Raw genomic sequence first — 22,382 nt, 5'->3', positions numbered from 1 at the left:
GCCGGGTAATATTGATCTTACACAAAAAGTTAGCAATACTTAGTCAAGATTTGCCAGTTAGAAATTGCTATAAATCATGGATATTATCGGCTACTGGCCACCGATTATCGACTATATTCATACGTTGCTCCGTCAGCAATGACAACGCCCTTTGGGCTGCGTTCCGACAGAAATAATTTGTTTTCCGATAACCGAAAAGCTTGCTGTGTTGTATCGATCTGATAATAAATCAAGCCATCACTAATGCCACCATTCGGAAATGCATACGTATAAGAACTGGTTTGAACAGGAATCCCATTTCTGCTCTGCTTATAGCTACCATTAACAAACGAAATCGTTTCGGTATAACCCGCTTCGGCTGGTGTGACTGTCTTCTGGGTTAGTCCATACGTTATTTTTGTCAGGCTCCAGTCGCCTTTTAATGGCGATTCTGGAAACACGCATCCACAGACGGGTTGCTCCGAACAACTGAATACCAGCGCTATGACAACAAGCGAAGAAAAGACAAATCGTAAGCGATTCATGGGGTCAGGACTTTTTTATAGACTAAAACACCCGGCTTCGGTCCTCCGTGATAAAGACGAAGCTGCGTTTCGGTTGGTGACTCGAAACGAGCAACCGTCTTTAGGTTAGCAAAGTAGTCCTGCTCGAACTGCATCGCTGCGGGCGAACCAGCCTTTTCCGTACTTACCACTTCATTGATCTGCATGGTGCCATCAATGGTGGCAAACATGCGTGCTGAATACTCATTGACCGATGATTTTCCGCTTGCTAAATAAGGTGTAATATCAATGGGCGGGTTTCTCGTATCATAAGCAAACTGCAACGTGATGGCGTAGGAAGAATCGGGTTCGATCAGCTTCCAGGTGCCAACCAAATTTGCCAATAATGGAGCAACTTCAGTCTCCCGTTTGCCACATCCAATGGTTATGACAAGAATGAGCAGGGAGATGATCAAGCCGTTTTTCATGAATTCGTTTTTGTTGGATCCGCAATTTTTCCAACAAATAACACAGTTCCTGAGGTTTTTTCATGAATAACAAACACAAATGGTCGATCACAGAGCTTTGGCATTGGCATTGACGTTGTTGAAATGCCTCCTGTTGTAACGGCAGCCGCTTCCGTACCTTTCTCATCAACAGCAACAAACGTATTCTGCTTCACAAAGCTGAGCGTTAAGCCACCGTTTGCGTTCATTTTTGTAAAATCAGCATGATCGGTGAAGGCCGTAGGCATTCCCATACCACTCAGAACACTGTTTAATTTGACTTCATAGGTCAGCGTAAACTTTGGTAGTCCCAAATCCAGCACGCCTGCCGCCATATCCTTCTGGAGCTGAGTCCAATCTGAGCCGCTGAAATTTTGCAATAAATTATCCGCAGTACTGGATTCGGCAGGTAGCAGAACCGTCATGGCGTATTTATCATCGCCATAAGGCAGTTCAAACGCCGAATACGATTGTCGAAAAGCCTGACGTATTGTGCTGTTCAGCCGCATCATGCGTACTGTTGTTTCGCCACCCGACGCCAGCTTGAAAGGCGCATCGATAGTCTGTTCGGGCTTAAACTGAGTTTTCCAGTCACCTTTAAAATAAAGCGCATTCAGCAGAAACATAACGTTATCAGGCTGAATCTGATCAATCACTTTAGGAATTCGACCATTCGTTTTCTCGCTGGCCCAGGCATTGATTTTACCAACTGTACCCGGATCATCAAAATTCTGCGCCGAAACTTCAGCCTTAAATTCCTGTTTCAGTACATCCTGAAAAGAGGTTGCTACCTGAAACGTATTTCTATACCAGACGGAGTTCGCTAGGGAAACGGTTACTTTCGGATCGACAATGGGCAGATTTTCCATTAAATTCTGATACGTTTTGTTGGCTTCTGCCAATGTCTGCGCATCCAGATTCAAGGTTTTCTGAATCTCCTGGGCTGTCTGCCCATTCGCACCGTTCAAAATCATGCCGAGTGCGATATGAAGGCTTAGTGGAGAGATAAAAACGTTTTTAGTCTGTCCTTCCTGTGTATTTACCCGTTTCGCCAGATCGAAAGCAAACTGCGTAGTCTGATTGGCGAAAGGAGCTGATACGCGCAGATCGCCAGTTGGTGCATCAGGCGAAGGAGAAACAACGCTGTTCGTGCAACTAACGGCCGTTACTAAAACACCAGTTATAACGGTAGCCAAACTTGAAAAAAGGGTCGTTTTCATAACACATAATGATTGGTTTAAGGAATGCGTTTTTGCCCTACAGTGGCCAGTTGTAAAGCAAAATCCGCCTTTGATTATTAGTTACACTCTTTAAATGCATTTCGCTGGGCTCTTAAAGCCTCCACAAGCGGTTCAAACCCCGGAATTGTACTGTTATACTCAAATGTAACCCGGTGTTTCGAATCGCCAACCTGAAGTTCTATGTACTCGGCTCCCCCATCAGCGCAGTCGGGGCACCCAATTCGTTCGGGCTGTTTATTGAAGTTATCCACATTTGCCAGCGCTTTCAGGGCATTCCAGTCAGCCTGACTAATTGTAGTCTGACAGGTTTTGGCTGGATTTTTCGGTACCCTGCTCGATTCTTTGCGCGTTAGTGTGACTGATGTGCCACTGAGATCATAATCAGATACGCAATAGCCCACACACATCCCGAATGATGTTCCCGTACGAATCGTCAGGTCATCGGCTACCTGCTCCGTTTGCGGAGAAATGCTCGTACAACCGCCGAGAACCGCCAAGAGCACTATGTTGATGATGCGAAGTTTCATAGTCGTATGCTTTAGAAATGATAATTAAGACCAAAACTCATTCCTGCCGAAGTTGGAGAGCTCTGCACCTGTGACTGTGGTCGGGTAGCCTCTCCTAACGTGGGCTGATACATACCGGCCAGCGATGCCGACCAGCGACCTGATGGCCGGTATCGGAACCGGGCTCCCATGGATGCAGCCCAGGATACCGGTCGATAAACGCCGTCTTTCCCGGTTATAACAAGATCATCGCCAATCGTGTTGCGCATAAAAATATTGGTTAACAAACCACCCAGTAATGCCATGCTCAGGCGTTTGTGTGGGCGTAACTGGTAACCCAACTGGATCGGTAGCTGAACGAATTCAAAATTGTTGGCTAACTCTTGCTGGTATGGATTGCTATAATTCTGAAAACCGTTAGCAGCTGCCAGGTTGTCGTAATTGGCTTTGGGTACATTACTAACCGATGCACTGCTAAGCATTCCATTACTGACACTATTTCGAACCGCGTTTGCATAGAGATTACCTGCTGACGAAGCCCGGTCGGTGGCAGTTGTTACTAAACTTATAGCCGATCCGCCGGATTGACTCGGGCTTTCAACGGTTGAATGACCGGACAGATAACCAATGCCCGACTCTAGCGACCAGCGGTCCGATAGTTGAACACCTGCACCAGCCTGATAGGCTACAGAGAAGTTAGCCCGGTTGTTAATGGTAGGCTGACTGCTTTTGGCTGCATTTGAAAAAGCGGCTGTTTGCGTCGAACGAAGCCCAACCGATGGATTGAATGATCCCGGCATCATACTAACCGAAGCCCACACTTCCCGGGATTCACGCTTTGACTTGGTTTCTTCTGGCTCTAGTGGCAGTTCGGCTGGCCGGAACCACACGATCCGTTGAATTCCCGCTAACGACCGCAACTTCATGGGGCGCAGGGCGAGTTTTTCGATCATTAGCCGCTGCGCCTGATCAGCCTCGCTGACACTCATGATATTTGCCGGAGCTGACGTCGTAAAAGCCACAGAAGCAGCCTCCTGTCCCGATTGTTGGATGAAACCATTATTAATTCGGCCTGATCCCTTCGGAATAGCTCTGGAACTAAACCGTTGCTCTGGAGCTGGATTGTATGACCGATTCGATCGATTGATATGCTGAGCCACCAACGGCTGATCCGCAGCCGATTTTGTTAAGGATGGGGCCTTTTGTTGAATTGCTTGCTGATTACTTGCTCTTTCTGAATTATTCGAGCGTTTTTCTAGGGAGGCAAGCGCTCTCGCTGGTTGATCGGTAGACTTATTTACTGGTGATTTGGCCAGGTGATCAGGAGCCGTTTGCGGTTGTGCCTGCTGGATAGACCGTTGAGACCGAGCAACGGGTTGGTTCACGGGTTGGGTACCAGCCAGCCACCAGCCAACTAAAAGTACAGCCACAGCAGCCGCAACACCAAGGCCCCAGGTAAATGGTTTTGATGATAGTAAACTGCCCCCCCAGAGTGGTAGGATTCGGGAGTCTTCTGATTCATCTAACCGACGTTCGATGGCGTTCCACACACGGGGTGGTGGTGATTCGGAGGCTTCGTCGAAAGCCTTTCGCCAAAAATCGTCCGGTATGTTTTTATCTAATTCATCCATCTCATTAGTATTAGTCACTAGGGTCGACCCAATGCAGGATGCCCATCTGATTGTAGTTTCTGTTGTAGAAGACCCCGAGCGCGGGCATATTGCGACTTCGACGTTCCTTCAGCAATGTCGAGCATTTCAGCAATTTCGGGGTGGTTGTAGCCTTCAATAGCATATAAATTAAACACCGTTCGGCAACCGGGTGGCAGCTCCTGAATGAGTTGTAGCAAATACTGGTAATTCAGGGTTGGCAAACTTTCATCAGCCTGAGGAAGTACCGGAGCCAGGTCCTGCACATCAGCGGTGTTTTCCCAGGGCTTTAGCTTTCTTAGTTGCTTAAGGGCAGTATTAATAACTATACGTTTCAACCATGCTTCCAGCGGACATTCGAATCGGAATGAATCAATGTATCGGTAAATCTTTACAAACGAATCCTGCAAAACATCTTCTGCTTCATCGGGATCACGGATATACCGTTTGCAAACGACAAAGAGCTTCCCTGCGAATCGCTCATAAAGCTGTCGCTGCACAATCCGGTCCTGTCGTCGGCATCCTTCGACTAATGCGTATTCATCCTGCATATCCTGTTGACAAACCTAATGACCTCCCTCTCAATGAAACAGTTGGAATGGGAGAAAAATTTTTCCAGAATTTGAGAAAAATGACAGTAAAAACTAAAATAGGATAATTTTTACCGGATAAGTTAATAAACGTATCTTTGAAAAATCCTTACTATTGAGCCACTATGAATCGTCGCAACGCCATCCGATACTCGTTGGGTGCTGGTTTAGTGGGGCTTTCTTTCCCCTCCTGGTCAACGGATACCGCCCAAAAGAGCCGTTTCAGAATTGGTGCCTGCGACTGGTCGATTGGTCCGGCCGGTGATTCAAATTCATTTGCGATGGCCAAAAAAATTGGCCTTGATGGGGTTCAGGTTAGCTTAAACACAAAGGCTGATTATGAGCATCTTCGTCGCCCCGATGTACTGCAAGCCCATAAAGAAGCCGCTCGTCAGGCAGGCGTAGACTTCAGTGGTTTGGCTATAGGTTTGCTTAACGAAATTCCGTACAAGTCAGATCCCCGAACCGAAGCCTGGGTGCAGGATAGCATAGACGTGGCCAAATCGTTAGGGGTGAAAAATATCCTACTGGCATTTTTTTCGAATAATGACCTCAAAAACGATTCGAAAGGCACGAAAGTTGCCATTGAGCGATTGAAAGCCGTTGCGCCAAAAGCCGAAAAAGCGGGTATTGTGCTGGGTATTGAATCGTGGTTATCGGCTCCGGAGCACCTGGCCATTCTGGAGGCTGTAGGTTCTCCAGCCGTAAAAGTCTACTACGACGTTTGTAATTCATCGGTGATGGGCTACGATATTTTCAAAGAGATTAGGGATCTTGGAAAAGACCAGATCTGCGAATTTCATTTGAAAGAAAATGGCTACCTGCTCGGCAAGGGTAAAGTAGACCTGATGAAAGTCAGACAAGCGCTGGACGACATTGATTACTCGGGCTGGCTTCAACTGGAAGGGGCTGTGCCGCCGGGGAAACCAATGCTGGAAAGCTATATCGAAAATAATAAGACCGTGCGATCGCTGTTTGTGTAGAGAGTATTATGAGAACAACCTTTTCCTTTTCGGCTGGCCCACTTTTCCTGTCAACCGCTTGTTTGCTTTGTCTGGCTGGTCAATTAATTCGGAAGCCGGACTTCACAGGAGCGTCTTCGCCCGCGAGCGAACCAATTCGGCAACGTAGTATTGTTATCGCTGCCGATTCGAATACATTGTATGTACCCGATGACCTGGAAGCCACCTTGTGGGCTGAGGCTCCAATGTTCTATAATCCGACAAATATGGATATTGATGCCAGAGGCCGGGTTTGGATTACAGAGGCCGTGAATTACCGGAAATTCAATAATAAGCCGGAAAAAAGGCTCGATCACCCTGAAGGTGAGCGTGTCATGATTCTGGAAGATACCAATGGTGATGGCAAAGCGGATGCCAGTAAGGTGTTTGTGCAAGACCCGGATCTGGTATCACCGCTTGGTATTGCCATCGTTGGCAATAAAGTTATCGTATCGTGTTCGCCGAATGTAGTGGTTTACACCGATGAAAACGGAGACGACAAGCCCGATCGGAAAGAAATCTTGTTAACGGGTTTTGGCGGTTTAGATCATGACCACTCGCTTCATGCCGTAGTAGCTGGGCCCGATGGTAAATATTATTTCAATACAGGAAATGCGGGCCCGCACGTGGTAACCGACAAAGACGGATGGACACTTCGATCCGGTAGTTTATACGTCGGCGGAACGCCTTATAATAAGATCAACCATGGCAATCAGGTCAGTGATGATGGCCGTGTTTGGACGGGTGGTATGGCGCTACGCGTTAATCCCGACGGCTCTGGCCTGAAAGTTATGGCGCACAATTTCCGGAATAACTACGAAACGGCGCTCGACTCGTATGGCAACATGTGGCAGAACGATAACGACGATCAGGTGGTTGCCTGTCGCACGAGCTGGCTTATGGAAGGGGCCAATGCAGGCTATTTTAGCAGTGATGGCACTCGTTATTGGCAGGCTGACCAGCGGCCCGGCCAAACGATTCCGACAGCTCACTGGCATCAGGAAGATCCAGGTGTTATGCCTGCGGGCGACATTAGCGGGGCCGGATCACCTACCGGCGTGGTTGTTTATGAAGGCGACGAACTTGGTGCCCAATACCGGGGTATGCTGCTGAGCGCTGAAGCTGGCCGAAATGTTATTTTTGGCTATAAGCCCGAACCGTGGGGAGCCGGTTTTCGACTGCCGCGCACAGACTTTATCAGTACATTTCCCAAAGTCGACGATAATTATAAGTGGAATGATGTTGAGAAAGACACGCGTAAGTGGTTCCGACCAAGCGACGTGTCTGTTGGGCCTGATGGAGCCATCTACATTGCCGATTGGTATGATCCCATTGTGGGGGGGCACCAGATGCAGGATTCTAAAGGCTACGGGCGTATTTATCGAATTACACCCAGAGGAAAGAATCTAAAGACGCCAAAAATCGACCTCAAAACGACGCAGGGGCAAATTGCGGCATTGCTCAGTCCTGCCGTTAATGTTCGGATGCTGGGTTTTGAAGCACTTCAGGAACAAGGCGACAAAGTTGTCGAGCCAGTAATGGCCCTGTTGTCATCGCCCAATCCCTACCATCGGGCGCGGGCAATTTTCTTATTGGCTCATCTCGGCTCTGAGGGGCAATTTGAAGTTGAGCGGCTGCTAAAGGCTGTTGATGCGCCCGTTCGGCTGATAGCATTGCGGGCCTTACGCAGTATTACCCCGGAAAATTCGAAGAGTAATCCGGCATTAACGGCATCGCAACGGGCTCTCCTACCCTTGCTCGGAAACCTTTCCCGCGACCCAAGTGCCGCCGTTCGGCGTGAAGTAGCAATTGCGCTACGAGATATTCCGTATTTCGATTGTCGACTTATGTTGCTGAATCTGGTCAAAGGCTACGACGGGCAGGATCGTTGGTATCTGAATGCCTTAAGTCAGGCGGCCGATGGAAAGGAAGAAGCCCTCATGGCCGATCTGCGGCAGACCATGCCTGAGAATCCTGTTGAATGGGATCAGCGCACGGCTAATCTGGTTTGGGAACTGCACCCCGCTTCGATGGTTTCATCGCTGAAAAAACGAGCCGAAACACAAACTCTCACCGCTGATGCGCGTCGTCAGGCCATAGTCGCGTTGGGCTTCATCAAAAGCCTGCCAGCCGCCAAAGCAATGGTCGATTTAACGAAATCGGCGGATAAAGATATCGCTGATCAGGCAAACTACTGGGCTGGTTTCAGACGGGGAAACGATTGGGCTAAGCTCCTGAACTGGGATGAAGTCATGCCTATAAAAGTAGCGGCTGAGGAACAAAAGATGCTGGATAAACGGCAGCAACTACTCGATGAACATGTGACAGACGCTGAAAAGCGAAAACTCGCGATAGAAATGTCACGCGATGCAGAAGGTGCTAAGGTCCTGATTGGCCTGGCGGCCGATAATAAATTGTCGTATGACTTAATCAAAGCTGCCGGACCTGGTATTCGTACGAATAGAGACCCGTCGGTTCGTACAATGGGTAAAGAATATTTCCCCTGGAAACAGCAATCGCCAACTGCAACTGCTTCGGCCACAGCCGCCGTTGCCACCCCTTCTACACCTGTGATTTCGGCCCAGAACGAACCAGCCAAAACAACGGTAAGTGAGCCCACTGTCTCTAAAACAGCCAATGGATCAGAGCCAGATTCGCCGATTGGTAAAGTAGCCATGCTAACGGGTGACGAACGGGCAGGCCGGACGGTCTTTAGAACGAATTGTATCACCTGCCATCGGCATGGCCAGCAAGGGAATGATATTGGGCCTGACCTAACGCAGATTCACCAGAAATTCGATAAAAATGGGCTGCTGGATGCCATTATCAACCCAAGCGCTGGTATTGCATTTGGTTACGAACCCTGGCTCATTACTACTAAAGGTGGGCAAACCTACTACGGTTTTCTGGTTAGCGATGGAGAGCAGTCCGTTGTCATAAAGGGTCTTAAAGGCCAGAAACATTCGATTCCAACAAATCAGGTTTTTTCGCGTCGGCAATACAAGACCAGTCTCATGCCTGACCCTACAGCAATGGGTCTGACTAACCAGCAATTAGCTGATTTGACGGCGTTTCTATTAAAGCAATAAGTATCAGAGGCTAAAAAAGGTGATTGAAGAATTGATGATCCCAATTCTCCGATCACCTTTTTTCCTAATCACTTAACTATATAACCAAGCTTTGCCAGTTCCGGAGCGGTGAGGTTAATGACGTTGACATCCAGCTTGACCGGCGATAAAGGCGTATCGGTAGTATCGGTTTTAACCGCAACTATCGCATCGATCACCTCCATTCCTTTAAAGACCTGTCCGAATACCGTAAATTTATCATCGAGTCGGTGTTCGCCTTTTTTGTTTTGTACGATGTAAAACTGACATCCTGCCGAAAGCATTTGCGGATTGTTGTCGCGGCCAGCGCCAACGGCTCCGTAGATGTGCCGAATCGTGGGTCTGAATTCTGGCTTCAATAAATAAGGGGAGTCGGCAAAGCCAGCCGGTGTATCCGGGCAGCCACCCTGAGCCACAAAATTTTTGATTACGCGGTTAAACGTTAGTGTGTCCCAATAATTCTGATTGGCAAGCTTCATGAAACTGGCCTTATGGCTGGGGGTTTCGTCGTAAAGCCAGAATAGCACCTCGCCCATGTTGGTTTTTATCTGCCCAATCGGGTAAGTTTTGGGTGGCTTTGACGGTGTCGCCAAAGAAATGATGTAGACGAGAAGAAGCAGAACATTTGGCATAGCAAGTAAAGTTAGTGAAGCGAATTATACAGACTTTAAATATAACCAGGGAAAAGCAGGATATTAAACCCTCTCCCTCAAATCAGAATCATAGTGGCAAGCGTTGTGGAAAAACAACTGTACTTTCATCTTTCCCAACGACCTACCTTCGCTGTAAGCTATGAATCCTATTATGACTTTATTTTTTGTTCTGCTAGCACTGGCTGCTTCGGCCCAGAAAAATCAGAACACTCCGGCAAATCAGCCTGATTATGCGCGTGACTGGAAACGGGCTGATTCGCTGGCGGCTAAAGGCTTGCCCAAATCAGCGCTCGATATAGCAAACCGGATTTATAAGGAAGCTAAAGCTACCCACAATTATCCGCAAGTGGCCAAAGCGGCCATGCACCGGATGATTTTCCGGAGTTATTCCGACGAAGATGCTTACGTGGAGCTTGTACGATCACTTCAGAACGATATTCAGGATACACCCGAGCCATCGAAGTCGGTCCTGCAATCGGTGCTGGCCGACATCTATTGGCAGTATTTTCAGCAAAATCGCTACAAATTTTATGATCGTGCCACGGTAGGCCGGGCCACGACTGGCCGTACTACCAAAGGTTCAGGTAATGCTGTTTCGGATAAGCCCGAAAAAACGACTGACTCTACCGCTGATTTCAGAACATGGGATGCACAACGGCTCGTTGGCGCTGTAACGACGGCTTATCTGGCTTCCGTTCGGGCAAAAGACCTACTACAAAAAACACCGCTTGCCGAGTTTGACGCGCTTCTGGAAAAAGGCGATGCAGACGCTCGCCCACTTCGGCCAACACTTTACGACCTATTGGCGCACCGGGCTATCAGCTTCTTCCAGAATACCGAGCCTGATTTGTTGAAGCCTGTTTTCAAATTTGACCTTGATAAACCTGATTACCTGGCCGGACCAGATGTATTTGCGAAGCTGATTATTCAGAGTCAGGACTCCTTGTCTGGGCGTTATCAGGCCCTGCTCTTATACCAGCAACTCGTAGTGTTTCACTTACCGGATAGCAATCCATCCGCGCTGGCCGATGCTGATGCATTACGATTGGCGTTCGTGCACCAGCATAGTGTTGTGCCCAATAAGGATTCATTATATCGTCAAGCGCTCGAAAAACAGGTTGCCCAGTATAAAAATCAACCTGCTGAAGCTATTTATGCGTATCAATTGGCGGAGTTTTTAGCAAATTTTGGCAGCCCTATCCGGCCACTGGACAGTGAAGATGATTTAACCACTGAATCCGTCGATCCTGGCCCTTCTCGTTGGAACAATAAACACGCTTCAGACATCTGCCGGGATCTCGTCAGGCGATTTCCTAAAACATTAGCTGGGCAGCAGGCTTTTCAGTTGTTAAACCGGCTCCTTACATCTTCGTATACCGTACTGGTAGAGCGCGTAAATGCGCCGGACCAGCCATTCAGAGCCTTGGTAAATTACCAGAATGTAAGCAAAATCACCTACCGGATTATTAAGTTGTCGGTGTCCGAACTGGGTACGTATCGCATTAATAATGGGGAGGATGAGCAACGAAAAAAATTTAGTAGCTGGTTAAAGCGTCGCGTTATCGCTGAAAAATCAGTGACGTTGCCCGATGATGGAGACCTCAATCGTCATTCCGTTGAAATGCCAGTGACAGGGCTACCTGTTGGGCACTATTTACTGTTGGCTATAACCAACGAAAAGTTTCAGGAGAAAGCAGAATCGGTTCAATATTCGACCTTTTCGGTCTCCCGACTTAGTTACCTACTTCAGCCAATGAACAATGCTGAGGCATCGCAAAAACTAATTGTAACGAATCGTTTGACGGGTGCTCCGTTGCCGAACGTGTCTGTCGCCGTAGTGGAATCGGCTAAAATAGCGGCATCTGGTCAGAAACAGGTTCGAACAGATGCGAATGGCCAGGTTAGAATTTCAGTAAGTGATATGCCGGCACAAACGGCATTCTCATACCTGATAGCCGAGGGTAATGACACGCTTCTTTCAGACCAGCAATATCATTATAGTTACAATAATCGCCAGAATGGCGAGCAGCCACGTATCCAGGCGCACCTGTTCACCGATCGGGCCATCTACCGGCCAGGTCAGCTTATTTATGTGAAGGGACTATTGTATGAAGGCCAGATGAATCAATACGCTGTCGTGATGAATCGGGATGTAAAGCTTGAATTGATCGATCATAATGGCGAACGGGTAACTCAACAGACGCTGAAAACGAACGAATTTGGCACGTTCAATTCCAGTTTTACAGCTCCCGTCGGCAAATTAACGGGCACAATGACCATTCAGACTCCTTTTGGGGCGGCCAGCATTCGGGTTGAAGAATACAAACGACCAACGTTTGAGGTCAAGATTAAGCCGATCAAACAATCGTTTAAGCTCGAACAGACGGTTATCCTTACAGCAGAAGCCAAAACATTTTCCGGGGCCGTTGTCGATGGGGCCAATGTGCGCTATCGAATTGTCCGGAAACTTCGGGAACGCTGGTATTGGTGGTATCATACCCGGAGCGGAGGCTCTCGTACTACAAATCAGGCCGAAATTGCGAATGGGGTGGCTCAAACGGATGGAAAAGGTAATGTTGTCATTGTCTTCACGGCGGTGCCTGACCGACAAAAGGCGCGTCAGGATAATCCCGTTTTTGAGTTTGAGGTAACGATTGACGTAACCGACCGCGCTGGCGAAACCCGAAGCACTACCCAAACGCTTCAAATCGGTTATTCGGCTTTACAGGCAGAATTAACGATTCCGGAGCAGGTGGAGAAAGATAAGCCCGCTGCTTTTCCGGTAAAAATCACGAATCAGTCGGGCGAGAAAGTATCTGCGAAAGGGCAACTCACAGTTTACAAACTTCAGGCGCCAACGCGTCCTCTACGGAATCGGCTCTGGGCGCGTCCCGACCGTCAGTTGCTGAGTCGTGAAGAGTTTGAACGGCTCTTCCCTAATGACCTTTACGCTAATGAAAACGATCCCCGTTCGTGGCCTAAAGGCGAAGCTGTGCTGCAACAAACCATTACAACCCCGGCCGATTCACTAATTAAGCCCGATTTGAGTCGCTATGCAGTCGGAGACTATGTAGCAGAACTGACCATTAACGATTCGGCAGGGGAGACAACGAAAGAACGTGTGTTTTTTGCAGTAGTAGACGATAAGCAACCGATCGCATCGGCACGTACGGATGGATGGGTACAGGCGCGTAAAGCTACTGTTGAGCCCGGCGAGGAAGCGATCTTTCTCGTTGGTACGAATCAACCCGGTTGGGTGCTGATGACTGTCGAAGAAAATCATGTCATTGTGAGGGAGGAGTGGTTTAAAACAGATGGCCGTCCCCGGCGTGTAACCCTGCCTGTTACCGAAAAACAACGGGGTGGATTTGGCGTCTATTTTTCTATGGTACAGAACGGACGCTTATATCAGAAATCACAACCGATAACCGTTCCGTTTACCAACAAGCAACTCACCATCGAAACCCAGACATTCCGGAATAAACTTAAACCTGGCCAGCAGGAGGAGTGGATACTAACTATTGGTGGTCTTAATGGTGTGCCGGCTGAGATGGTGGCTACTCTTTATGATGCATCATTGGATGCATTCGATGTGCTTAACTGGCCAACATCAGTTTATCATTCCTATTTTCCTACGTTTTATGGCTGGCAGTCGGGAAGTTTCAGCGTACAATCAAGTGGCATCCTTATCGACACTTACCAACCGCAATCACCTGCTCCGGTCCGCCACTACGATCAGTTAGGATGGATGGGATACCAGTTTGCGCCCTATGGCAATCGGCCATTCGTTCGCAATCCTGCCGGCCCTATTGGCGTGTCAGACGATGCAATTCGGGTAACAGTTCGACGCGCTGGGAAGGCTATCAGCGGGACAATGAAACAAAAAAATGGGACGGCAGTAGAAGGGGTCAACATTTTGATCCTCGGTACGGTTAATGGGGCTGTATCCGATGCAAATGGGAATTTTGCGTTAACTGCTGACTCTGAAACGAGCGAGATCAGATTGTTATTTTCGAGGCTCGGTTATATGACCAATGAAGTGGCAATCAAGCAAAAAGCGATATCATTGCAATTGATGCCCGATGCCCGTTCGCTGAATGAAGTCGTTGTGGTGGGTTATGGAGCTCAGAAAAGAATGGAGGCTGCGGGGGAGGGCCAACTTTACGGGCCATGGCTGCTCCCGCAGCAGCTTCAATGGCCGATGGATTTGCTCCGGGGAAAGCTTTGGCAAAAGAGGCTGCTACTGAAGAAGCGCCTAAAAAGCAAACGGAGCTAATCAACCCCCGCAAGAATTTCAACGAAACAGCCTACTTCATCCCTGAAATCAAAACGGATGCTCAGGGGAGGGTTGTTCTGAAATTTACGATGCCCGAAGCACTAACCCGCTGGCGTTTGCTGGCCTTTGCTCATACGAAAGAGTTGAAGATAGGGACGCTGGAACGTGAGATCGTAACGCAGAAAGAGCTGATGATTACGGCAAATTCCCCCCGTTTCCTGCGCGAAGGCGACACTATTCGCATAACGGCCCGCATCAATAACCTAACCGGAAAGGCCATGCCTGTGTTGGCGAACCTTAGCTTGTCTGACGCATTGACGGGTGAGCCTATTGATCAGAAACTGGCGCGTACAAGCCTGCAAACGTCAGCTACGGTAGCCGCCGGGCAAGGGCAAGCCGTCGGTTGGACGCTCGTTATTCCTGCGGGACTGGAAACTGTGACCTGCCGATTGACTGCCCAATCGGGTACGTTCACTGACGGTGAGGAATTTACTGTGCCTGTATTACCCAATCGGATGCTCGTAACCGATACGCAGCCATTTTGGGTAAATGGCCGGGAAACGAAAGAATTCAAGCTAAAAGGGCTGACAAACTTAAATCCAGAATTACCCGTCCAGCATGAACGGCTAACGGTTGAGGTGACGAGCAATCCAACGTGGTATGCCCTGCAGTCGCTGCCATATCTGATGGAATACCGTTACGAATGTGCCGAACAATTGTTCAGCCGTTTATATGCTAATAGCCTGGCGGCTCATATTGTTGGTAGCAAACCGGCCTTTAAACAGGTCATTGCCGAATGGCAGAAAAATCCGCCTAAAAGCCCACTCCAATCGAATGAGGAACTCAGAGCCGTTGCCCTCGAAAATTCACCCTGGCTGGCCGACGCCCGATCAGAATCGGCTCGACAAGCGCAATTAGGCCAATTGCTCGATCAAAACCGGATGGCGGCTGAGCAGGAAAGGGCTTTCGAGAAACTGCAACAATTACAGACGTCTGGCGGAGGTTTTCGGTGGTTTGGTGGTATGGAGCCAAACCTTACTATGACCTTGCATGTTCTGGGTGGATTCGGGCATTTGCAGAAGCTGGGCGTTCATTTCCCAGACGAAATGCAGACTGACCTGAGCGAGATGCAAACGAATGCTATTCACTATGCGGATGCTGAAATGAAGCGATGGGTTCAGGAGCAGAGGAAAGACAAAGCAACCCCATTGCGGTATTTTTCGGCCATTCAGTACCTCTACGCCCGCAGTTTTTATCTCGACAAGCCAGTGGATAAAGATATGCTTGCCTTTCTGAAGCAGCGCGTGGCCGACGATTGGCTGAAGCAAAGCCTACAGGGGCAGGCGCTTTCGGCAATGGCGCTGCATCGGTTTGGTGATAAAGTGACACCGATCGCTATTTTACGATCACTGCTCGAACGGACGCGGCAATCGGAGGAGTTGGGTACCTATTGGCCCGATAATACCAGCGGATTGTACTGGTATCAGACGCCTATCGAAACACAGGCGTACCTGATCGAAGCGTTTGATGAGATCAAACAGGATCGCGCCATGGTCGATAACATGAAGCGTTGGCTCCTCCGTCAGAAACAAACGCAGTCATGGTCATCGACCAAAGCCACCACGGAGGCTATTTATGCGTTGTTGCTCCGGGGAAGCGACTGGCTCGATACAAAGCCGAATACGCAGGTAAGCCTTGGCGGACAGTCCATTGAAAGTCGGGTAACAAAAACCGAGACGATCACAGGATACCAGAAAGTGACATACGCTGCGTCTGAAATCAAACCGGAGATGGGCGTTATTCAAATCACCAAAAAGGCTGATGGTCCAGCCTGGGGTGCTTTGTATTGGCAACATTTCGAACCGCTCGATCGGGTTATGCCCGGAAGTGCCGGGCTATCGGTTCAGAAGACACTTTATGTGCAGCACGATTCACCGAAAGGCCCGGTGATAACGCCGGTAACCCCGCAAACAGCACTCAAGCCCGGCGATCTGATCAAAGTTCGGTTAATTCTAAAGACGGATCGGGCAATGGAATACGTTCACCTGAAAGATGGCAGGGCGTCTGGGTTTGAGCCTGTTGCCGCATTATCGGGCTATAAGTATCAGAATGGGTTGGGTTATTACGAATCTCCGCGTGATGCCAGTACCGATTTTTTCATGAGTCACCTTCCCGTAGGAACGCATGTGTTTGAATATGATCTTCGGGTAGCCCAAACGGGTGACTTTTCGGCGGGTGTTGCTACCGTTCAGTGTTTCTATGCGCCGGAATTTGCGGCTCATTCCGCTGGTGAACGGGTGAACGTGAAGTAACGCGTGGAAGCCATTGCTCTCTAAAGGGCGGCAATGGCTTCTAGCTCGATACCAAATCCATAATGGAGCGGTAGGACGGGCACAACCGAGCGAGCTGGCCGATGATCGCCAAAAAATTGGGTATACACCTGGTTGACGGTTCCCCAGGCGCTGATATCGGCAATAAATACGGTTACTTTTATCACTTTATCGCGGGTACTTCCAGCAGCTTGCAGAATGGCGTCCAGATTTTTCAGGATCTGCTCTGTTTGTTCCGAAAAAGTGGCGTCAGTAAGTTTTTCGCCGGAGGGCGTAATGGGTAAAATACCGGATAAATACACTAAATCACCGTGTACAACCGCCTGTGAATAGTGACCGCCTGGTTTAGGCGCATTGGGTGTTTCAATGAAGGTCATGATGAGCAGACTACGTTGTAAAAAGAGTTTGAATGTAAAAAAGCAATCCGGGCAAATTGGTTCGTTTGATACCTGTTTGCCCGGATTGCTTTTTTACTGATAGTTAGGTCTTTCGCTTCAAGCCGTGCCACGGTTGTTAATAATGCATAAAAAAACACCGTCCGCGGTTGCGGTGTCATGGCTCGAAGCGAAAGACCTAACTGTATATTTCTTGCTTAAATAATGGCATCAAGTAAGGCTGTTACCAGCGAAACAACAATACTGAAGAGTAAAGCAGCAATGAAACCGCTTACATGAAATCCACTAACGAGTGAATCAGTCAGATACACCATTAGCACATTGATAACGATCAAAAATAAGCCGAGCGTTATAATCGTAATGGGAATGGTCAAAACGGTTAAGATCGGCTTGACAAAGGCATTCAATAAGCCGAGAACGATTGCTACGACTAAATACGTGCTGGCTCCGCCCGTTACCGAGATGCCTGGAATGAATAAACTGGCGACATAAACGGCCACCGCGCTGATGAGAATACGAATAATCAGTCCCATGAAAAGAAGCTTGTGTTTGGTGAGCAACGTTGCTCAATCACCGCTCTGATGCGTGACAACGTCGAACAACAAACCGTAAACCCGAATCTATTGTTTTTGATGGCGAGACTGCAATACGGCAACAATGTCGTCTAAATGCATATTTTTCTGTTCCAGAAGAACCAGAAAATGAAACAGCAAGTCGGCTGCCTCGCCTTTAAACAAATCGTCGTTGTCGTCTTTCGCTTCAATGACCAGCTCAACAGCTTCTTCCCCTACTTTCTGAGCAATCTTATTAACTCCCCGGTTAAATAGGGTTGTTGTATACGATTTATCGGACGGATTAACCTTCCGGTCGTGAATGATGCTTTGCAAGTAGTTCAGAAACTGGCCTTTGCCTTGATTCTCTTCGTCAAAACACGTGTCGGCGCCCGTATGGCAAACGGGTCCGGCCGGGTTGGCTTTGATTAATAACGTATCACCATCGCAGTCTACCAGAATTTCGCGAACGTGTAGAAAATTGTTCGATGTTTCGCCTTTTGTCCAAAGCCGCTGTTTGCTTCGACTAAAAAAAGTTACAATCTTATCGGTAACGGTTTTATCGTATGCTTCCCGATTCATGTAGCCCAGCATCAGCACTTTGCCGGTTTCGGCATCCTGAATTACAGCGGGAAGGAGACCGTCGGACGATTTATCAAAATTTATATCAGCATTCATGCTACAAAGGTAAGGCGCTAGGCGCGAATCGTCTGCACAAAGGCCCGAATGCTCTCCGCCGAAGTACCTTTTTCTTCCAGATGTCGGATAAAAGCGCTGCCAACAATGGCACCATTGGCATATTGGCTGGCCGTATCAAAGGTTTCGTGGTTATTGATACCAAAACCGATCAGGCGCGGATTTCGTAGATTCATGGCCTGAATTCGCTCGAAATACCCCTTCATGGAGTCGCTAACACCTTTTACGGAGCCGGTAATGCTGGCCGATGAAACCATATAAATAAACCCGTCCGACTCTTCATCAATGTGCCGGATGCGGCTTTCGGAGGTTTGGGGTGTAATCAGGTTCACATTCAGAATCCCATATTCGCGGAAAATCGGTGCATACTCCGCCAGGTAAAGATCAAGCGGAAGATCAGGCAGAATAACGCCATCTACGCCAACTTCCTGGCATTTTTGGCAGAAGTTTTCCACACCAAATTGCAGAACAGGATTGATATACCCCATTAGCAGAATCGGTACGGTTATTTCGCTTCTACAACCGGCTAACTGTGTAAACAGCGTTTTTAGCGACATGCCATTATGCAGTGCTTTTCCATTGCTTTGCTGAATGGTTTCGCCATCGGCAACGGGGTCCGAATAGGGCATTCCTATTTCGACAATATCTACGCCAGCTTCCTGTAAGCCGCGTAGAACGGTTACTGTATCAGCAAGTTCCGGGAATCCGGCTGTGAAATATACATTCAACAACCGTTCGCTTTTCTGCGTAAACAGTTCGATGATGCGGTTTTGAGTCAATTCTTGTGTCATCGTAACGCGGGTGAAAACCCGTAGTTATAGGCAATTACTAACCATTGCAGATTTTCGCCCGCCCGTCAGTGGCTATAAATATTTTGAATACGTACTTAAATCTTTATCACCCCGGCCCGACAGGCAAACAACCACGACATCTGTCTGCTTTAGTCCCATTTTAGACAGGGCCGCCAGCGCATGGGCTGATTCCAGTGCGGGAATAATCCCCTCGAGCTTACTCAGTTCAAACCCAGCCTGTAGGGCTTCGTCGTCCGTGATCGCGTAAAAATCACCCCGGCCAGAATCAAACAGATGAGCATGAAGAGGGCCAATTCCGGGATAATCCAATCCGGCCGAAATGGAATATGGTTCAATAACCTGACCATCTTCGGTTTGCATCAATATCGTGCGACTTCCGTGCAGCACCCCCGGTTTACCGAGAGCTGTTGTTGCGGCCGAATGCCCCGAAGTAACACCCTGCCCTGCCGCTTCCGCTGCAACCAGACGAACCGACGGTTCATTCAGATAGTGGAAAAACGTACCGGCAGCATTACTGCCGCCACCAACACAGGCGACGACATAATCCGGATTTTCGCTACCCGTCTTGGCAAGCAGTTGTTTCTTGATTTCCTGTGATATAACCGACTGGAATCGCGCGACCATGTCAGGATAAGGGTGCGGCCCAACGACCGAGCCAATGATGTAATGCGTATCGACCGGGTTGTTGATCCAGTGCCGCATGGCTTCGTTGGTCGCATCTTTCAAAGTCTGGCTACCCGATGTGGCTGGCACAACAGTAGCGCCCAGCATCCGCATCCGGTCAACATTGGGCTTCTGGCGTTCCATATCAATGCTGCCCATGTAAACAATGCATTCCAGACCCATCAGAGCGCAAACGGTTGCCGTAGCGACACCATGCTGACCAGCGCCCGTTTCGGCCACAATTCGTTTCTTACCAAGCCGTTGTGCCACCAGAATCTGGCCGATCGTATTATTGACTTTATGCGCTCCCGTATGACACAAATCCTCACGCTTGAGGTAAATCGTTGCGCCAAGTTTCTCGGAAAGTCGTTTGGCCAGAAACAGCGGGGTTGGCCGTCCGACATAATCTTCCAGCAATTGCCAGAACTCAGCCTGAAATGCAGGATCTGCTATAATCTGAAGGTAGTTCTGCCGTAGTTCTTCGACATTTGGATAGAGCATTTCAGGAATGAATGCTCCGCCGAAATGGCCATAAAAGCCTTTCTCGGTAACCTCGAAAGAGGTTGTTGATTCAAGAGTGGTTTGCATGATAATCAATGCTTTACTAAACGCAATCCCAGAGCTGGGAGGTGATTGAAGTCATTATCGGTTGTGTGTAGTTCCAAATCCAGATAGAGCGCAGTAGCAGCAATCCAGATGTCGTTTTTGCCCATGTTGCGGGGCGACATACTAAGCTGTTTGTCTTTTAATTTTCCTTGACTAAAAGCATCTATTTGTCCATAGACCTCAGTAATGGGGAGTGTAATATCAGCAATTGGGTAGGTATTGAGCAGAAATTTCATCCGATACACTTTCTGAATGCCCCAATCTGATTTCAACGCCAGTGTTTCGAGCTCACCAGCTACTACAATTGAATGATTAGTCTGTTGGGTACAGTAAGCCCCTTCCGGATCGCTTGTAGTAAGAGATTGGTGTCGTAAACCATGGATGGATGTATTCATTTGTCGGCACAAACTTAAAGAGACTGAAATTCAGTCATGTCTACACCGATAAATTTTTCCAGGTACTATAGCCTTCAAGATAAGTAATGAACAATTATTACAAATCTCAATGTATATCATTTACGGTTTTTTTCTTCCTCCAAAATCTCATCCGTTCGCTGGTTTTCGTCCTCAGAAAAGTCAATGCCAAAGTGAAAGGGCTCCTCGGGTGAAATCTCATTTAAAAACCGCTCAACGCCCCAGCGTTTAATATCTTCTGGTTTATAGACATTTGAACCCTGCTCCTTTATGGTAGGAATGTGTTCTAATTGCTGCTTGTTCGTCGTTTCCATCGGCGTTGTTGTTTAGGCATTTGACACGAGAAACTAACTAACAGTTGCCCGTTCCGCTTAGACTGTTTCCTCCTCCTCGATTGGGCGAAGGCGGGTAATAAGTTCTTTCACTTTGGCGACATCTTTTACGCCTGGTGAGATTTCGACCTGGCTATTAACGTCTACTCCATAGAGCTTCATCCCTTTCAGAGCCGCCAACTGATCAAGATTGTCCAGACCAATGCCGCCACTAATGAAAAAGGGTTTTTCGTTGTCGTAACGGTTCAGGATACTCCAGTCGAACGTGACGCCGTTACCGCCCGGCTGATCTCCTTTGGCATCGAACAGAAAAAAGTCGCAGTGGGCTTTATAGTTATTCAGCATCGAAAAGTTGAACGACTCATCGACTCGAAACGCTTTAATGAGACTCAATCCCCGATTCCGCAGGCTGCGGCAATATTCCGGATTTTCGTTGCCGTGGAGTTGAACGTACTGAAAATCATACTTCTTAACGCTTCGAAGAATATAATCGGGACTAGCGTTCACAAACACGCCTACTTTCCGAATCGAACGGGGTAAGGCTTTCACCACTTCTTCGTTCAGATCATCACCTACGAAGCGGGGCGACTGATCGTAGAAAATAAATCCGACAAAATCAGGGCCAAGGGCGGCAATCTCTTTCAGGTTCTCAGCGTCTCTCAGACCGCACACTTTTATTTTCATGACGTAAACGAGTTTGCAAAGGTGGGCATGCGTGAAGTAAAATCGGTTACTAGCGATCGTAAAGCAGCGGCAGGGTCGGCGGTTTTCATAAATGCTTCGCCAATCAGAAACCCGTCGAAACCTGCACGAAATAATGTGTACATGGTTTCTGCGTCGTGCAGACCGCTTTCTGTTATCTTTCCAAACGTGTCTGGAATCCGCTCAACCAATCGTAATGACGTATCGATGGACGTAGTAAACGTCTTGAGATTACGATTATTTACGCCAACCAGATCGACACTGACACACAGCGTCTGGTCGAGTTCGTCCTCATCGTGAACTTCGAGTAGTACCTGCAACCCGAGATCCTGTGCCTGCTGGCTAAACTCCAATACATCAGCAGGCGTCAGACAGGCAGCAATCAATAATATAAGATCGGCTCCCCAGGCTTTGGCTTCGAGAAGTTGATACGGATCAATAATAAAGTCTTTCCGAAGAATTGGCGTCAATGGATTAGCCAGTCGGGCGGCTTGCAGATCGGCAGGAGTGCCACCGAAAAAAGGTTCGTCGGTCAAGACCGATAACACGGCAGCACCCGCCTGTATGTAACCCTGAGTCGTAATGGCTACGTCGGCCTGATCGTTAATAATGCCTTTAGAAGGAGATTTACGCTTAAATTCGGCAATGATACCCGTAGAATGCAAACCCTGAATCGCTTCACGCGCTGATAGGGGCTGCCGTTTGAAGTCGGGCATCTGTTCCAGCACAGAGGCTGGAGTGGTAGCTTTACGCTGCTCTACTTCGATTCGCTTTTGGGCAATGATTTTGTCAAGAATCGTCATATGGAGTAAGAGGGCGTAAGACGCTGGACGAAAAGCTTGCTTATCTGTCGGTTGTCTTTGTGCTTTTC

Annotated in this window: 20 protein-coding genes; 4 read left to right on the top strand and 16 right to left on the bottom strand. The window is 48.3% G+C overall.

The window, feature by feature from the left end:
• Positions 1-104: 104 nt before the first annotated feature.
• The 6 genes from G8759_RS01680 to G8759_RS01655 all read right to left on the bottom strand — a co-directional run bounded on the left by G8759_RS01680 (position 105) and on the right by G8759_RS01655 (position 4,935).
• A complete protein-coding gene (locus G8759_RS01680; protein ID WP_167204624.1) occupies positions 105-524 on the bottom strand; it encodes a hypothetical protein in 420 nt (139 codons plus the stop codon).
• Positions 521-970 (bottom strand): META domain-containing protein, encoded by a 450-nt coding sequence (locus G8759_RS01675; protein ID WP_167204622.1) that lies wholly within the window; start codon positions 968-970, stop codon positions 521-523. Before G8759_RS01675 ends, G8759_RS01680 begins: the two co-directional genes overlap by 4 nt.
• Positions 967-2,208, bottom strand: a complete 1,242-nt coding sequence (locus tag G8759_RS01670; protein WP_167204619.1) for a serpin family protein — start codon at positions 2,206-2,208, stop codon at positions 967-969. Before G8759_RS01670 ends, G8759_RS01675 begins: the two co-directional genes overlap by 4 nt.
• 77 nt (positions 2,209-2,285) lie before the next feature.
• Positions 2,286-2,756 (bottom strand): hypothetical protein, encoded by a 471-nt coding sequence (locus tag G8759_RS01665; protein ID WP_167204617.1) that lies wholly within the window; start codon positions 2,754-2,756, stop codon positions 2,286-2,288.
• Positions 2,757-2,767: 11 nt separating this feature from the next.
• Positions 2,768-4,384 (bottom strand): hypothetical protein, encoded by a 1,617-nt coding sequence (locus G8759_RS01660; RefSeq protein WP_167204615.1) that lies wholly within the window; start codon positions 4,382-4,384, stop codon positions 2,768-2,770.
• Positions 4,384-4,935: an RNA polymerase sigma factor gene (locus tag G8759_RS01655; protein ID WP_167204613.1), complete on the bottom strand. Its 552-nt coding sequence runs from the start codon at positions 4,933-4,935 to the stop codon at positions 4,384-4,386. The genes G8759_RS01660 and G8759_RS01655 overlap by 1 nt, the downstream gene beginning before the upstream one ends.
• Before the next feature lie 164 nt (positions 4,936-5,099).
• Here G8759_RS01655 and G8759_RS01650 point away from each other — a divergent pair, with 164 nt between their 5' ends.
• A complete protein-coding gene (locus tag G8759_RS01650; protein ID WP_167204611.1) occupies positions 5,100-5,957 on the top strand; it encodes a sugar phosphate isomerase/epimerase family protein in 858 nt (285 codons plus the stop codon).
• Positions 5,958-5,965: 8 nt separating this feature from the next.
• Positions 5,966-9,064, top strand: coding sequence for a PVC-type heme-binding CxxCH protein (locus G8759_RS01645; RefSeq protein ID WP_167204609.1), 3,099 nt, complete (start codon positions 5,966-5,968; stop codon positions 9,062-9,064).
• Positions 9,065-9,132: 68 nt separating this feature from the next.
• On the opposite strand, the gene G8759_RS01640 is transcribed toward G8759_RS01645, so the two are convergent.
• Positions 9,133-9,714, bottom strand: a complete 582-nt coding sequence (locus tag G8759_RS01640) for a peptidylprolyl isomerase (protein ID WP_167204607.1) — start codon at positions 9,712-9,714, stop codon at positions 9,133-9,135.
• Positions 9,715-9,886: 172 nt separating this feature from the next.
• On the opposite strand from G8759_RS01640, the gene G8759_RS36270 reads away from it, so the two are divergent.
• The gene (locus G8759_RS36270; protein ID WP_317166751.1) at positions 9,887-14,011 is read left to right on the top strand and encodes an MG2 domain-containing protein; all 4,125 of its coding nucleotides are present in this window, start codon (positions 9,887-9,889) and stop codon (positions 14,009-14,011) included.
• Positions 13,906-16,323, top strand: coding sequence for an alpha-2-macroglobulin family protein (locus tag G8759_RS36265; RefSeq protein WP_167204603.1), 2,418 nt, complete (start codon positions 13,906-13,908; stop codon positions 16,321-16,323). Before G8759_RS36270 ends, G8759_RS36265 begins: the two co-directional genes overlap by 106 nt.
• A gap of 20 nt (positions 16,324-16,343) precedes the next feature.
• Here G8759_RS36265 and G8759_RS01625 read toward each other — a convergent pair whose 3' ends face one another.
• The 9 genes from G8759_RS01625 to trpC all read right to left on the bottom strand — a co-directional run bounded on the left by G8759_RS01625 (position 16,344) and on the right by trpC (position 22,314).
• On the bottom strand, positions 16,344-16,718 hold the full coding sequence (locus G8759_RS01625) for a RidA family protein (protein ID WP_167204601.1): 375 nt from the start codon (positions 16,716-16,718) through the stop codon (positions 16,344-16,346).
• 215 nt (positions 16,719-16,933) lie between these two features.
• Positions 16,934-17,269 carry a phage holin family protein gene (locus G8759_RS01620; protein ID WP_162385846.1) on the bottom strand — a complete coding sequence of 112 codons (336 nt, stop codon included), beginning with the start codon at positions 17,267-17,269 and terminating at the stop codon, positions 16,934-16,936.
• A gap of 87 nt (positions 17,270-17,356) precedes the next feature.
• Positions 17,357-17,965, bottom strand: a complete 609-nt coding sequence (gene hisIE / locus G8759_RS01615) for a bifunctional phosphoribosyl-AMP cyclohydrolase/phosphoribosyl-ATP diphosphatase HisIE (protein ID WP_167204599.1) — start codon at positions 17,963-17,965, stop codon at positions 17,357-17,359.
• A 17-nt stretch (positions 17,966-17,982) separates the two neighbouring features.
• The gene (gene trpA / locus G8759_RS01610) at positions 17,983-18,774 is read right to left on the bottom strand and encodes a tryptophan synthase subunit alpha (RefSeq protein WP_167204597.1); all 792 of its coding nucleotides are present in this window, start codon (positions 18,772-18,774) and stop codon (positions 17,983-17,985) included.
• 72 nt (positions 18,775-18,846) lie between these two features.
• On the bottom strand, positions 18,847-20,046 hold the full coding sequence (gene trpB, locus G8759_RS01605) for a tryptophan synthase subunit beta (protein WP_167204595.1): 1,200 nt from the start codon (positions 20,044-20,046) through the stop codon (positions 18,847-18,849).
• 5 nt (positions 20,047-20,051) lie between these two features.
• Positions 20,052-20,459 carry a type II toxin-antitoxin system VapC family toxin gene (locus G8759_RS01600; protein WP_167204593.1) on the bottom strand — a complete coding sequence of 136 codons (408 nt, stop codon included), beginning with the start codon at positions 20,457-20,459 and terminating at the stop codon, positions 20,052-20,054.
• 116 nt (positions 20,460-20,575) lie between these two features.
• A complete protein-coding gene (locus G8759_RS01595; RefSeq protein ID WP_167204590.1) occupies positions 20,576-20,791 on the bottom strand; it encodes a hypothetical protein in 216 nt (71 codons plus the stop codon).
• A gap of 57 nt (positions 20,792-20,848) precedes the next feature.
• Positions 20,849-21,493, bottom strand: coding sequence for a phosphoribosylanthranilate isomerase (locus tag G8759_RS01590; RefSeq protein ID WP_167204588.1), 645 nt, complete (start codon positions 21,491-21,493; stop codon positions 20,849-20,851).
• Positions 21,490-22,314, bottom strand: a complete 825-nt coding sequence (gene trpC, locus G8759_RS01585) for an indole-3-glycerol phosphate synthase TrpC (protein WP_167204586.1) — start codon at positions 22,312-22,314, stop codon at positions 21,490-21,492. The genes G8759_RS01590 and trpC overlap by 4 nt, the downstream gene beginning before the upstream one ends.
• Positions 22,315-22,382: the final 68 nt, after the last annotated feature.

Origin of the sequence: Spirosoma aureum (assembly GCF_011604685.1) — a bacterium.
GTDB classification, from domain to species: Bacteria; Bacteroidota; Bacteroidia; order Cytophagales; family Spirosomataceae; genus Spirosoma; species Spirosoma aureum.
The sequence above is the reverse complement of the archived record's forward strand: the minus strand, read 5'-3'. Positions and strand labels throughout refer to the sequence as shown.